This is a genomic window from Alloalcanivorax mobilis (assembly GCF_002864685.1).
Taxonomy (GTDB): domain Bacteria; phylum Pseudomonadota; class Gammaproteobacteria; order Pseudomonadales; family Alcanivoracaceae; genus Alloalcanivorax; species Alloalcanivorax mobilis.
The window spans coordinates 15,628-28,915 of record NZ_NMQZ01000039.1 but is presented as its reverse complement, the minus strand read 5'-3'; the positions used below and the strand labels follow the sequence as shown (position 1 = coordinate 28,915).

Genomic DNA, 13,288 nt, shown 5'->3' with positions numbered 1-13,288 from the left:
TATATCGCTCCCCGGCCGCGCCGCCAGCCTCGTTATCAATGCCACCTTGAGTCGGCTTGCGCGGGCCTTGCGGAGTCATCGGGCAGGGCTGCAAAGGCTACCTTATATCGTTCGGCGCTTGACCGGGCGATACCGGCGCTGTCTAAATAGGCGCCCCGTGGGACCCCGCAAACCGTTTTTTGCCATTCGCTGGCAAGGTTGGCAGCCATTGTCCGCGCGACGCCTGGCCCGCGCCGCGGCCTGGCCGGGGCCCCTCCGATACGCAGACTCTCACAGTTCGGGTGACCAGCGAATGGGTAAATCCCTGGTAATTGTCGAATCGCCGGCCAAGGCGAAAACCATCAACCGCTATCTGGGTGACGACTTTGTCGTCAAATCCAGCGTCGGTCACGTGCGCGATCTGCCGGTCAGCGGCGGGGGCAAGAAAAGCACCCCCCAGGAGCGGGCCAAGGAAGCCGCTTACACCCGATCGCTGCCCAAGGAAGAGCGCGAAGCGTATAAAAAGAAGAAGTCCCAGGCCCAGTTGATCAACCGCATGGGCGTGGACCCGGAGCACGGCTGGAGCGCGCACTACGAGATTCTGCCTGGCAAAGAGAAGGTCATCGACGAACTCAAGCGGCTGGCGGCCAACGCCGACCGCATCTACCTCGCCACTGACTTGGACCGCGAAGGGGAAGCCATTGCCTGGCACCTGCGGGAAGTGATTGGCGGCGACGAGCAGCGATTCGACCGGGTGGTGTTCAACGAAATCACCAAGAAGGCCATTCAGGCCGCCTTCGAGGTGCCCGGCAAGCTCGACATGAGCCGGGTGGAAGCCCAGCAGGCGCGCCGCTTCCTGGACCGGGTGGTGGGCTTCATGATCTCACCCCTGCTGTGGGAAAAGATCGCCCGCGGCCTGTCCGCCGGGCGGGTGCAGTCGGTGGCGGTGGAGCTGGTGGTGGAGCGTGAGCGGGAAATCCGCGCCTTTACCCCGGAGGAATTCTGGGAGCTGCACGCCGACACCCACAGCAAGGCCAAAGCCAGCGATGAGATCCGCCTGCAGGTGGCGCGCTACCAGGGCGAGAATTTCCGGCCCAACAACGGCGAGGACGCGGAGCGGCATCGCGCCGCCCTGGTGGCCGCCGGCGAGCTGCAAATTACCCAGCGCGAGGAGCGGCCAACCCGCTCCAAGGCGCCGCCACCGTTCATTACCTCGACCCTGCAGCAGGCGGCCAGCACCCGCCTGAGCTTCGGCGTGAAAAAGACCATGATGATGGCCCAGCGGCTCTATGAAGCCGGCCACATCACCTACATGCGTACTGATTCCACCAACCTCAGCGCCGACGCGGTCAACGATTGCCGCGCCTGGATCAGCGACAAGCTGGGCGACAAGTACCTGCCCGAAAATCCGATTCGCTATTCCAGCCGCGATGGCGCCCAGGAAGCTCACGAGGCGATTCGCCCCTCGGACGTGAAACGCGACGCGGAATCGCTCAAGGACATGGAACGCGACGCGCGCCGGCTCTACGAGCTGATCCGCCGCCAGTTCATCGCCTGCCAGATGCCCCAGGCGGAATACCTGAGCACCACCCTTGTTGCAACAACGAAGGGAAGCCAGGCGGACGGCTACGAGCTGAAAGCCAAGGGCCGCATCATGAAGTTCGACGGCTGGACCCGCATTCAGCCGCAGGCCTCGCGCAAGGGCCAGGAAGACACCGAACTGCCGGATCTGAAAAAAGGCGATTTGCTGGCCGTGGATCACATCGACGCCAATCAGCACTTCACCAAGCCGCCGGCGCGCTATACCGAAGCGAGCCTGGTGCGCGAGCTGGAAAAGCGCGGCATTGGCCGGCCTTCCACCTACGCTTCGATCATCTCCACGATTCAGGATCGGGGCTACGTGCGGCAGGACAATCGCCGCTTCTACGCCGAGAAGATGGGCGACATCGTCACCGACCGCCTGGTGGAAAGCTTCCCCGGGCTGATGGATTACAACTTCACCGCCCAGATGGAAGAAACCCTGGATCAGATCGGCGAAGGCAAGCGCCAATGGCGCGACGTGCTCGACGAATTCTACCGGGACTTTCTCGCCAAGCTGGAAGCGGCCCAGGGCGAGGGCAGTGGCAAGCAGGCCAAGGGTGGCATGCGCGCCAACCTGCCCACCGACACCACCATCGAGTGCCCCAAATGCGGCCGCCCGATGCAGATCCGCACCGGATCCACCGGGGTGTTTCTCGGGTGTTCGGGCTACAGCCTGCCGCCCAAGGAACGCTGCACCGCGACCCTGAACCTGTTGCCCGGCGAAGAGGCGGTGCGCGCCGATGACGACGAGGAAGCGGAAACCCAGGAGCTGCGCCGCAAGAAACGCTGCCAGAAATGCGGCACGGCGATGGAATCCTATCTGATCGATGAGAAGCGCAAGCTGCACATCTGTGGCAACAATCCGGATTGCGACGGCTACGTGGTGGAGCAAGGCGAATTCCGCATCAAGGGCTACGACGGGCCGGTGCTGGAATGCGAGAAGTGCGGCAACGAAATGCAGTTGCGCACCGGTCGTTTCGGCAAGTTTTTCAAGTGCACCAACGAAGCCTGTGGCAACACCCGCAAGCTGCTGAAAAGCGGCGAGCCGGCGCCGCCGCGCGCCGACCCGATCCCGATGCCGCACCTCAAGTGCGAAAAAGTGGACGATCATTACCTGCTGCGCGACGGCGCCTCTGGTCTGTTTCTCGCCGCCAGCCAGTTTCCCAAGAACCGGGAAACCCGCGCGCCGCTGATCGAAGAGGTGCAGTCGGTGGCCGCCGAGCTTGATCCCAAGCACAAGTACCTGGCCGACGCCCCCGCCGAAGACCCGCAAGGCCGCAAGGCGGTGCTGCGCTACAGCCGCAAGGCCAAAGAGCAGTACGTGATGACCGAGGACGACGGCAAACCCACCGGCTGGTACGCCTTCTACCGCGACGGCAAATGGGAGCAAGAAGAGAAAAAAGCCGCGCCCAAGAAAAAAGCCCCGGCCAAGAAGAAGGCCGCAGCCAAGAAGAAGGCGGCCAGGAAATAGCGGCAAGCTACAAGCTTCAAGCTACAGCACGTCAGCCGTGTGAGTGGGTTGAACGGCTCTGCCCGCGCACCGGTCACGGCGCGGGCGTTGGCCTTTCGTAAACCGGGCAACCTCGATTCGTGTTGGAGCTTGCAGCCTGAAGCTTGAAGCCCATAACCGGAGGTTTTCCATGTCCCGAATGGTGAGAGAAAACGAGACCAGCGGCTTGCGCGAGCGGCTTTTTTTTGGCCGTACGCTGCTCAAGCGCGTGAGCGATGAAAGTGGGTCGGCGGGGGAGCGGTTGGCGTTGCGTGGGGCGGTGGTGTTTCACCTGTACTCGGTGCTGGTGGGGCTGGCTCGCGAGGCGGCCAGGAGCTATCAGGTGGCGGGCTATCAGGATCTGATCAGCCTGGCGGCGCTGGAAGCGGCATTCCGCGACGCGGCGGTGGATTCGCCGGAGCTGCGCTTGCTGGCCCGGGCGCGGGCTGATCGCGCTGACCTGGTGTTCTGGCTTGATCAGGAACTGCGCGCGGCGGTGGGTGCCGCCGGGTTGGCGCGCCGCGCGGCGCCGCCGCAGGAGCAGGACGGCCTGGCGCTGCGCGTCGAAGACCCCTACGCGCCGCTCGCCAGCGGTGACCTGGAGCGCCTCGCCCAGGCCGCCGACCGGGTCGAGGCGCTGGTCGCGCAATGCGGCGCCTACATGGAAGAATGGTAGGCCATCCGAACCGCTTCATTTACGGGGCGATTCTTGACTCGGCCGACGGCCAAACGTAAGTTTAAAACGTTTGTTTACCCGCCGAGGCTTTGATGTCCCAATCCGATACCGTCAAACGCATTCTCGATGCCGCGGAAGTGCTGTTCGCTCAGAAGGGGTTCGCCGAGACCAGCCTGCGGGCGATCACCAGTAAGGCCGGCGTTAATCTGGCGGCGGTGAATTACCATTTCGGCTCCAAGGAAGCCCTGGTGCAGGCGGTGTTCGAACGCTACCTGACCCCCTTTTGTCAGGCCTTGAGCGTCAAGCTCAAGGAACTGGAAAGCAGCGGCGACGTGACCCTTGAGAAGCTGCTGACCATGGTGTCGCGCCTGGCGCTGGGTTCCCACGGTGACGAGCCGCGCCGGGCGATGATCTTTTTCCGCCTCTCCGGGCAAGCCTACAGCCAGCCGCAGAACCATCTGCGCACCTGGCTGCGCGCCCATTACGGCGAGGTGTTCCGGCAGGTGCTGGCGGTGTTGCGCGCCTCGGTGCCGGACGTGCCGCCCATGGAGCTGTTCTGGCGCGTGCACTTCAGCCTGGGCGCGGTGATTTTCACTCTCTCGGGGATGGAATCGTTGCAGACCATCAGCAAAAAGGACTTCAACGAAACCGTCACCGCCTCGCGCATCACCGAGCACCTGCTGCCGTTCGTCGCCGGCGGCATTCGGGGTGGCCGAGCTTGATGGCTATGCGCCAGACGCCAGACGCTAGACGCTAGACGCTAAGATCAAGACCCGGAACGGAAAGCATTGCGGCTACGCAAGCGTTGCCCGCACTGCCGCATAGCCCCGCCGTCTCGGGTTAAGCGTCCAGCGTCCGGCGTCCGGCGTCCAGCGCTCTAAGACGCCAGACGCCAGACGCCAGACGCCAGACGCCAGACGCCAGACGCCCGACGCCAGACGCCAGACGCCAGACGCGAGACGCTAGACGCTAAGATCAAACCCCGGAACGGAAAGCATTGCGGCTGCGCAAGCGTTGCCCGCGCTGCCGCAAAGCCCCGCCGTCTCGGGTTCAGCGTCCAGCGTCCAGCGTCCGGCGTCCAGCGCTCTAAGACGCCAGACGCCAGACGTCAGACGTCAGACGTCAGACGTCAGACGCCTGAAGCCTGAAGCCTGAAGCCTGAAACCACCGCACGGCGGTGCCCGCGCTGTATCCTGCATCCTGCATCCTGTATCTTCCCCTCCATGCAAATCACCATCTCTCTCAGCGATCAGACCCTGACCCTGGACAGCCGGGCGGGGCGCTTTGTTTATCCGGTGTCCAGCGCCGTCAACGGGGCCGGCGAGCGGCACGGCAGTGGCTGCACGCCGCGCGGCCGTCATCTGGTGCGCGCTCGATTCGGTACCGGCCTGCCGGCGGCGGCGGTGTTCCAGGGCCGCCGTTTCACCGGCGAGCGCTGGACAGCGGAGCTGGCCAGCGCGCACCCGGGTCGCGATTGGATGCTCAGCCGCATTCTCTGGCTGGGCGGCCTGGAACCGGGCCGCAATCAAGGCGGTGACGTGGATAGTTTCCGGCGCTTTATTTATATTCACGGCACCGCGGACAGCGAGCCGATGGGCGAGCCCGCGTCCCACGGCTGTATTCGCATGCGCAACGCCGATGTGATCGATCTGTTCGAGCGGGTGCCGGTGGCGACGCCGGTGACCATTATCGAAGCGCCAGCGGCCCGCCCCACGGACTAGCGTGCACGGCTGCGGGCGGAACCCGTGTCGCTGAAACAGGCGCGCTGTTTTTTATCGACAACGCCATCGGCCGTAATAACACGCGGCCGTGACCGTTAAGGAATGAGACTCCCTATGTCCGACGCCAATCCCCAGCCCCTTTTGATGCTGGACCTGGAAGGCCTTGCCCTGAATGCCGAGGAGCGCGAACTGCTGGCTCACCCGGCGGTCGGCGGTTTGATCCTGTTCAGCCGCAACTATCAAGAACCGGATCAGCTGTACCGGCTGATCCATGAAATCCGCGCGGTCCGGCCCGAACTGTTGATCGCGGTGGATCAGGAAGGCGGCCGGGTGCAGCGGTTTCGTACCGAGTTCACCCGCCTGCCGCCGATGGCGAGCCTGGGCCGCTACCATCAGCGCGACCCGGTGGCCGCCTTGCACGCCGCCGATCTGTTGGGCGAACTGATGGCCGATGAACTGCGGGCGTTCGATATCGACATCAGTTTCGCGCCGGTGCTGGATCTGGATTTCGGCACCAGCAGCGTGATTGGTGATCGCAGTTTCCACGCCGAGCCGGGCACCGTGATCGCCTTGGCTGGTGCTTTCATGGACGGCATGGCCCGCGCCGGCATGGCCGCCACCGGCAAGCACTTTCCCGGCCACGGCCATGTGGCGGCGGATTCCCATCTGGAGTTGCCGGAGGACCCGCGCTCCCTGGAGCAGTTGCAAGGCGACCTGGCGCCGTTCCGGGCCCTGGCGCCCCGGCTGGAGGGCATCATGCCGGCCCATGTGCGTTACGCCGCGGTGGATTCCCAGCCGGCGGGTTTTTCCCGCCATTGGCTGGGCCAGGTATTGCGCGGCGAGTGCGGTTATCGCGGTGTGATTTTTTCCGACGATCTGGGCATGGCCGGTGCCGCCGTCGCGGGTGGTTTCGAGCAGCGTGCCGAAGCGGCATTGAACGCCGGTTGCGACATGGTGTTGGCCTGCAACGACCGCGCCGGCGCGGTGGCGGTGCTGCAATGGCTTGAGACCCAAACGTTCGAGCCACGGGTGCCCGCCGCCAGCCTGCGCGGCCGGCGCCGCGCGCCCATGCACCTGAGCCGCCGCCGCCAGGCCGGCGATCTCGCTGACCTACTGGGGGAAAGAGGGCAATGAACTGGCAAGTACTGACCGATTGGCAGCGGCTGCTGCAATGGCCGGGGCCGGATACCGAGATGGTGATCTGGCTGACCCAGGTGTTCGCGGTGGTGTTTTGTACCGTGACGGTGAATTTTATCCTCATGCGGGTGATCGACGTGATCGATCACTTCAGCCGTAAAACCCAAAACCTGTGGGACGACGCCCTGCTGGAAGCGGCGCGCATTCCGGTGCGGCTGATGGTCTGGGTGGCGGGGCTGTCGGTGGCGGCGGAAATGCTGCAAGCGGTTTCCGAGAGTGAAATTTTCGAGTACGTGGGCGAAGCGCGGCGCATCGCCTTTATCGCCATCATCGCTTATTTCCTGACCCGGCTGGTCACCAATATCGAGAACAATCTGGTCGACGCGCGCCGCATGCGCAAGCCGATGGACAAGACCACCGCCAGTGCGATTGGCAAGCTGCTGCGCATTTCCGTGATCATCACCTCGCTGCTGATCATTCTGCAAAGCCTGGGTTACAGCATCTCCGGGGTGCTCGCCTTCGGTGGCGTGGGCGGGGTGGCGGTGGCGTTCGCCGCCAAGGATCTGCTGGCCAATTTCTTTGGCGGCATGATGGTCTATCTGGATAAACCGTTTCGCGTGGGTGATTGGATCCGTTCTCCGGATCGCGCCATCGAAGGCACCGTGGAGCACATCGGCTGGCGCCTGACGCGCATTCGCACCTTCGACCAGCGGCCGCTGTACGTGCCCAATTCGCTGTTCACCACGGTGGTGCTGGAAAATCCCTCGCGAATGTTCAACCGCCGCATCAACGAGAAGATCGGTATTCGTTACGACGATTGGCGCAAGATGCCGGACATCGTCGCCGAGGTCCGCCAGATGTTGATCGATCATGAGGAAATCGAAACCGATTCCCGCACGCTGATCGTCAACTTCGACACCTACGCCGATTCCTACATCGAGTTCTTTATTTACACCTTCACCAAGACCACCGACTGGGTGCGCTATCACGAGATCAAACAGGATGTGCTGATGCGCATCATGAACATCGTCCACGATCGGGGCGCCCAGTTCGCCTTCCCGACGCGCACCCTGCACATGCACACCGCCCCGAACTATGAAGGGGAGGGCGCACCCGGCCCGGAGCAGCCACCCGAGGCGCGCGAACCGGATGGCAAGCCGGCGCGCAACCGCCGCGACTGCAAGCAGGGCTGGAAAGGCGAACAATCCGAGGAGACAGGCGATGACGACGGCGATTGAAGAACTGAAAGACGAGTTGCAGCGGGTTCGCCGCGACGCCCGTGAGCTGTATTCCCATGAGCAGGTGCAGAGCGCGATGGATCAGGTGGCGGGGCAACTGAGCGCGGATTACGCCGAGCGCTGCCCGCTGTTCGTTACCATCATGAATGGCGGTCTGGTGTTCGCCGGCCAATTGCTGACCCGCCTGGATTTTCCCCTCGAAGTGGACTACCTGCACGCCAGCCGCTACCTGGGCGAAACCCGTGGCGGCGACGTGCATTGGATCGTTACCCCGGGCGCCAGCATGGCCGGCCGCGACGTGGTGATTCTCGATGACATTCTCGACGTCGGCTCCACGTTGTTGTCGATCATCGAGGCCTGCAAAGCGCAGGGCGCCCGCAGCGTCAAAACCTGCGTGCTGGTGGACAAGCAACACGACCGCAAGGCGGCCCCGGGCCTGAAAGCGGACTACACCGCGTTGTACGCCGAAGACGCTTATCTGTTCGGCATGGGCATGGATTACAAAGGTTTCTGGCGCAACGCGCCGGGGATCTTCGCCATTGATGTAACCGCGGCATAGACGAAAAGGAGCGCAGCCCACCATGACCCTGGCGTTTATCGGCGGCACCGGTCTGACCCGCATCGAGGGTCTGGAAATTCGCACGCATCATGACATCAAGACCCGCTTTGGCGACCCCTGCGCGCCGGTGGTGGAAGGTGAACTGAACGGCGCCACGGTGCTGTTTCTGGCCCGCCACGGCGATCCGCACCGGCAACTGCCCCATCAGGTCAACTACCGCGCCAACATGGTGGCGCTCGAGGAAGCCGGTGCCAGCGCCATCGTGGCGGTCAACGCGGTGGGCGGCATCCCCGCCGCCGCCGGTGATCTGGTGGTGCCCGAGCAGATCATCGACTACACCTGGGGGCGCGACAGCACCCTGTTCGACGACCCCGCCGAGCCGCTGGTGCACGTGGATTTCAGTTGGCCCTTCGACGTGGACCTGCGCCAGCGCCTGAAAAGCGTGCTCAGCCGCACCGAGCTGCCGTGGCGCTTCGGCGGCTGCTATGCGGCCACCCAGGGCCCGCGCCTGGAAACCGCCGCCGAGATCCTGCGCCTGGAACGCGACGGCAACGACATCGTTGGCATGACCGGCATGCCCGAGGCGGTGCTCGCCCGGGAGCTGGAAATTCCCTATGCGATGCTGTCGCTGGTGGTCAACCCGGCCGCCGGCAAAGCCGACCGGGAAATCACCATGGCGGAAATCGAAGCGGTGCTGCACCTTGGCATGGACGGCGTGCGGCGTGTGCTCGCGGAACTCGCCGCCGGCTGGTGATCCTGCCTCGCCATCCTTTCCACAACCCGCCATCGCGGAGACAGTATGGCCGTGCAACAGTATGACGCGGTGGTGATCGGCGCCGGTGCCGCCGGCCTGATGTGCGCCGCCACCGCCGGTTACCGGGGCCGCTCGGTGCTGTTGCTCGACCACGCCAATAAAGCCGGCAAAAAAATTCTTATGTCCGGTGGCGGCCGCTGCAATTTCACCAACCTGAACACCACCCCGGATCATTTTCTTTCCGCCAACCCGCATTTCTGCAAATCGGCGCTGAAGCGCTACAGCCCCTGGCATTTCGTCGAGCTGGTCGAGCGCCACGGCGTCGAGCACGTGGAAAAAGCGCCGGGCCAGCTGTTTTGCGCGCAGTCCAGCAAGGAAATTCTCAACCTGCTGCTCACCGAGTGCGAGTGGGCCGGCGTGGAGATGCGCCTGAACACGCCGGTCAGCGCGATCCGCCAACGTGGCCCGGGCTTTTCGTTGCGCGCGGCAAACGCCGACATCGCTTGTGACAAGCTGGTGATCGCCAGCGGCGGCCTGTCGATTCCCACCCTGGGGGCCAGCCCCTTCGGTTATCAGGTCGCGGAGCAGTTCGGTCTGCCGGTGCTGCCCACCCGGGCGGCCCTGGTGCCTTTCACCCTGCAGCCGGCGGACAAAGCCTGGCTGTCGACGCTCAGCGGCGTCAGCGCCGAGGTGCGCGCGCAAGCCGGCGGGGTGAGCTTCAACGAACCGCTGCTGATCACCCATCGCGGCCTGTCTGGCCCGGCGATGCTGCAGGTCTCCACGTTCTGGCGGCCCGGCGAGGCCGTCACCGTGGACTGGCTGCCGGCGCTGGCGGACCCGCTTCAGGCCCTCCGCCAGGCCCGCCAGGAGCAACCCTCGGCGTCCCTGGAGAAATGGCTGCGTGGCTTTTTCTCGCAGCGCCTGGCCGCCGCCTGGGTCGCTCACTTTCAATGGGCCGGCCCGCTGCAGCACTACAGTAACGAGGCGCTGGCCGACGTGGCCGCCCTGCTCAAGGGCTGGTCGTTCAAACCCTCGGGCACCGAAGGCTACCGCACCGCCGAAGTCACCCTGGGTGGCCTCGACACCGATGCCCTGTCGTCCAGAACCTTCGAGGTCAACCGGGTGCCAGGGCTGCACTTTATTGGCGAAGTGCTGGATGTCACCGGCCAACTCGGCGGCTTCAACTTTCAATGGGCCTGGGCCTGTGGTCACGCCGCGGGGGAGGCGCTTTAGGGCGTTGGGAAGAGTGTTCAGTTTTCAGTGTTCAGTGTTCAGGGGGCTGCGTCTTCACGGGTGGCGGCAACCACGCCGTACCACGCGGCCAGCGACGGTCTTAATTTTGGCGTCCGACGTCCGACGTCCGACGTCACACGTCCAACGCAACCGCGCGGGCACGGCCTCCGACCCACCACGGCATCGCCCGTGTTGCCGCCTGAAGCCTGCCGCCTGAAACTTGTCTCCCCGCTCAACAAACCCCGCTGTTTCCGTTTCCCCGTCGTCAAACCGTGAAACTTTTACGATCTCTGTGTAAGCCTTTTTCCGTGCCGGTATCCGAATGTCGCAATGTGGTAATCGCGCACGTGGCCTTCACGACGGGGCGCTTGCTCGCGCGCATTGTGGTTGAAGCCGCCAGGCCATCGGGCCGGTGAATAACGACAATCGCGTTCGCGGGAGAGATTCCATGACAAGGTTCTATCGGCTTATCGGCCTGGCGCTGCTGGGCGCGCTGATCAGTGCGTGCGGTGGCGGTGGGGGCGGCGGGTCCGGTGCCGCCGCAGTGGACACGGGCGGCGGCGAGGTGGAAACACCGAACACGGACGATCCCATGGGGCCAGCGCCGGAGGCCGATCAAGCCTCGTTCGATGGGCGCCGTTATCAGTGTCAGGGCGAGTCGTGTCAGCAGGGCGCCTTCGCGGGTCCCTTCGCCGAGCCGACCATTCGCTATGGCGATTCCAGCACCGGCGATCAGATGAAGGTGGTCACCACCGACGACAAATGCCTCAAGGACGCCGAAAACGATTTCCGCTGCAAGCCGGCGGCGGGTTCCATCGCGCTGCTGCCGGACGACCGGCTGGTGTACTTCAACGCCCTGGAAGGCACCGAGAATGTGGAGGTCTCGATCGTCGCCGAGTTCGGTTTCGTGTCGGTGAACGACCAGACCCGGGTGCTCAGCCTGGGGCCGGCCGGGCCGGCGGACCAGCCCTCCTGGCAGCGCCCCTCGCCGTTGCGCGGCGGCGCCAACGTGGACGGCAGTGACAGCGAGACGCTGTTGCCGGGCAAGCAGTTGAGCGACGCGGAAGACACCGCCGGCAACGATGGCGCCCTGTTCTGTGCCGATCTGGTGCAACTGGCCGACGGCCGCATCATGGCGGTGGGCGGCACCGATTATTACACCGAACCGTCCCTCGGCTCGGTGTTTCCCCAGGCCCGCGATGTGCTCTCTGGTTTCGACGCGGAGTTCCCGCTGCCCAGTAACTTTGGCCGCCTCGGCGTACCCGATGACATCGGCGTGGTGGAACTGGAAGGCCTGAAAGACGCGCGCATTTTCGACCCCGACGACAACTCCTGGACGCAGACCGGCAAGATGAGCCAGGGGCGCTGGTACCCGAGCCTGGTGACCCTGCCGGACGGCGACGTGTTCGTGGCCAGCGGCGTCACCAAGCTGCTCAAGCCGGTGTACACCGGCTCGCTGCTGGGCGGTGAAGAGAACGGCCTGGCCAACCTGCTGCAATCCGCCGACAACGTGCGCATCAGTGAAACCTACGATCTGCAGAGCGGCACCTGGTCGGAAAACGGCGAGCAAGTCGGGCCGCTGCACACCGCCGAGAAAGCATTGCCGCTGTTTCCGCGCTTGCACCTGCTGCCTAATGGGCAGGTGTTCTACAACGCCGCCGGGCAAGCGTTCAATCCGTTCGGCCAGTCCTACAATCAGGCGCAATGGAACTTCGTGTCCGCCTACAACCCGGCCACCCAGCGCTGGAACGATTTGGGCTACGCCGGCCTCAATGTGCAGCTCAATCAACTTGGGCTGGAGCGCATCACCTCGGCGCTCACGGTCACCAACCCGGATCTGCTGGAAGACCTGACCGGCAGCGTCGGCGGCCTGCTCGGCAATCTGTTGGGCAACCCGCTGGGCAGCGTCGAACAGGTTCAGAATCTGCTCGGCGATCTGGCCGACCCGCAGGTGGTCAACCGGGTGCTGGGCGCCGGGTTCCGAGGCTCCACTTTCTCGATCATGATGCCACTGGTTCCCGACGCCAACGGCGAGTACGGCAAAGCGGAATTCCTCACCGCCGGCGGCGTGCTGGGGCTGGTCGCGGCGTCCAGCCCGGGCAGTTACCTGGCGGTCCCCAACAGCCGCATCGACACCGTGGAAGTGGGCTTGCCGGAAGGCGGCGACGACGTGGTCGCCGGCATGCGCTACTCCTCACGCATCGTCGGCAATTTCAGCGGCCCGCGCTGGTATCCCTCCGGTGTGCTGCTGCCGGACGGCTCGGTGATGGCGTTCAACGGCGGCAACCGCGATGGGGTAGTGCTGCCGGGGCTCGACGTGCCGGTGCAACTCAGCGAGCGCTTCGATCCGCAAACCGAAACCTGGCAACCGATGGCCACCTCGCTGAATCCGCGCACCTACCACAACACCGCCATCCTGTTGCCGGATGGCCGGGTACTGATCGGCGGTCATGCGCCCATCAACACCGCCTACCTGTTCAGCCTCAACCTGGAAAGCCTGGGGTTGTCGCCCAACGACGGCCGTGATCCTTCGTTCGAGATCTACACGCCGCCGTACCTGTACAAGCAGCGCCCGAGGATCGTCGAGGCACCCGCTGAAGTGGACCACGGCGAGACCATCGCCGTGCAGGTGGACGACGCCAACGCCATTCGCCAGGTGTTGCTGGTACGCCGCACCACCATCACCCATCTGGTGGACGGTGATCAGCGCACCGTGGTGCTGCCGTTCCAGGTTACGGATGAGGGTCAGTTAAGCGCGCGCATTCCCGCCAACGCGGCGGTGGCGCCGGCCGGCCACTATCTGCTGTTCGTCAACCGTCAGGCCAGCGACGGCTCCGGCATGATCGTGCCCTCGGTGGCCGCGCCGGTGAAGGTGCGGTTGGCGGGCGCGACACCGCAAACCCTGGTGCGTCGTTGATGGG

10 protein-coding genes are annotated in these 13,288 nt (G+C 64.6%); all 10 read left to right on the top strand.

What is annotated here, in order from left to right; genetic code table 11:
• Positions 1-292: 292 nt before the first annotated feature.
• The 10 genes from topA (at position 293) to CGS25_RS15600 (ending at position 13,284) form a co-directional block, all read left to right on the top strand.
• Positions 293-3,031: a type I DNA topoisomerase gene (topA, locus tag CGS25_RS15650; protein WP_101676032.1), complete on the top strand. Its 2,739-nt coding sequence runs from the start codon at positions 293-295 to the stop codon at positions 3,029-3,031.
• A 169-nt stretch (positions 3,032-3,200) separates the two neighbouring features.
• Complete coding sequence (locus CGS25_RS15645) at positions 3,201-3,725, top strand: hypothetical protein (protein WP_101676031.1); 525 nt, start codon at positions 3,201-3,203, stop codon at positions 3,723-3,725.
• A 92-nt stretch (positions 3,726-3,817) separates the two neighbouring features.
• Positions 3,818-4,447 carry a TetR/AcrR family transcriptional regulator gene (locus CGS25_RS15640; protein ID WP_089031784.1) on the top strand — a complete coding sequence of 210 codons (630 nt, stop codon included), beginning with the start codon at positions 3,818-3,820 and terminating at the stop codon, positions 4,445-4,447.
• A 501-nt stretch (positions 4,448-4,948) separates the two neighbouring features.
• The gene (locus tag CGS25_RS15630) at positions 4,949-5,446 is read left to right on the top strand and encodes a L,D-transpeptidase (RefSeq protein ID WP_101676030.1); all 498 of its coding nucleotides are present in this window, start codon (positions 4,949-4,951) and stop codon (positions 5,444-5,446) included.
• A gap of 114 nt (positions 5,447-5,560) precedes the next feature.
• The gene (gene nagZ, locus CGS25_RS15625) at positions 5,561-6,580 is read left to right on the top strand and encodes a beta-N-acetylhexosaminidase (RefSeq protein WP_232802444.1); all 1,020 of its coding nucleotides are present in this window, start codon (positions 5,561-5,563) and stop codon (positions 6,578-6,580) included.
• Positions 6,577-7,821, top strand: a complete 1,245-nt coding sequence (locus CGS25_RS15620; protein WP_101676029.1) for a mechanosensitive ion channel family protein — start codon at positions 6,577-6,579, stop codon at positions 7,819-7,821. The genes nagZ and CGS25_RS15620 overlap by 4 nt, the downstream gene beginning before the upstream one ends.
• Positions 7,805-8,380, top strand: a complete 576-nt coding sequence (locus CGS25_RS15615; RefSeq protein WP_101676028.1) for a hypoxanthine-guanine phosphoribosyltransferase — start codon at positions 7,805-7,807, stop codon at positions 8,378-8,380. The genes CGS25_RS15620 and CGS25_RS15615 overlap by 17 nt, the downstream gene beginning before the upstream one ends.
• Before the next feature lie 22 nt (positions 8,381-8,402).
• Positions 8,403-9,134 carry an S-methyl-5'-thioinosine phosphorylase gene (locus tag CGS25_RS15610; RefSeq protein ID WP_101676027.1) on the top strand — a complete coding sequence of 244 codons (732 nt, stop codon included), beginning with the start codon at positions 8,403-8,405 and terminating at the stop codon, positions 9,132-9,134.
• A gap of 45 nt (positions 9,135-9,179) precedes the next feature.
• Positions 9,180-10,367: a BaiN/RdsA family NAD(P)/FAD-dependent oxidoreductase gene (locus CGS25_RS15605; RefSeq protein ID WP_101676026.1), complete on the top strand. Its 1,188-nt coding sequence runs from the start codon at positions 9,180-9,182 to the stop codon at positions 10,365-10,367.
• A gap of 448 nt (positions 10,368-10,815) precedes the next feature.
• Complete coding sequence (locus CGS25_RS15600) at positions 10,816-13,284, top strand: galactose oxidase early set domain-containing protein (protein WP_101676025.1); 2,469 nt, start codon at positions 10,816-10,818, stop codon at positions 13,282-13,284.
• The last annotated feature ends 4 nt before the right edge of the window (positions 13,285-13,288 follow it).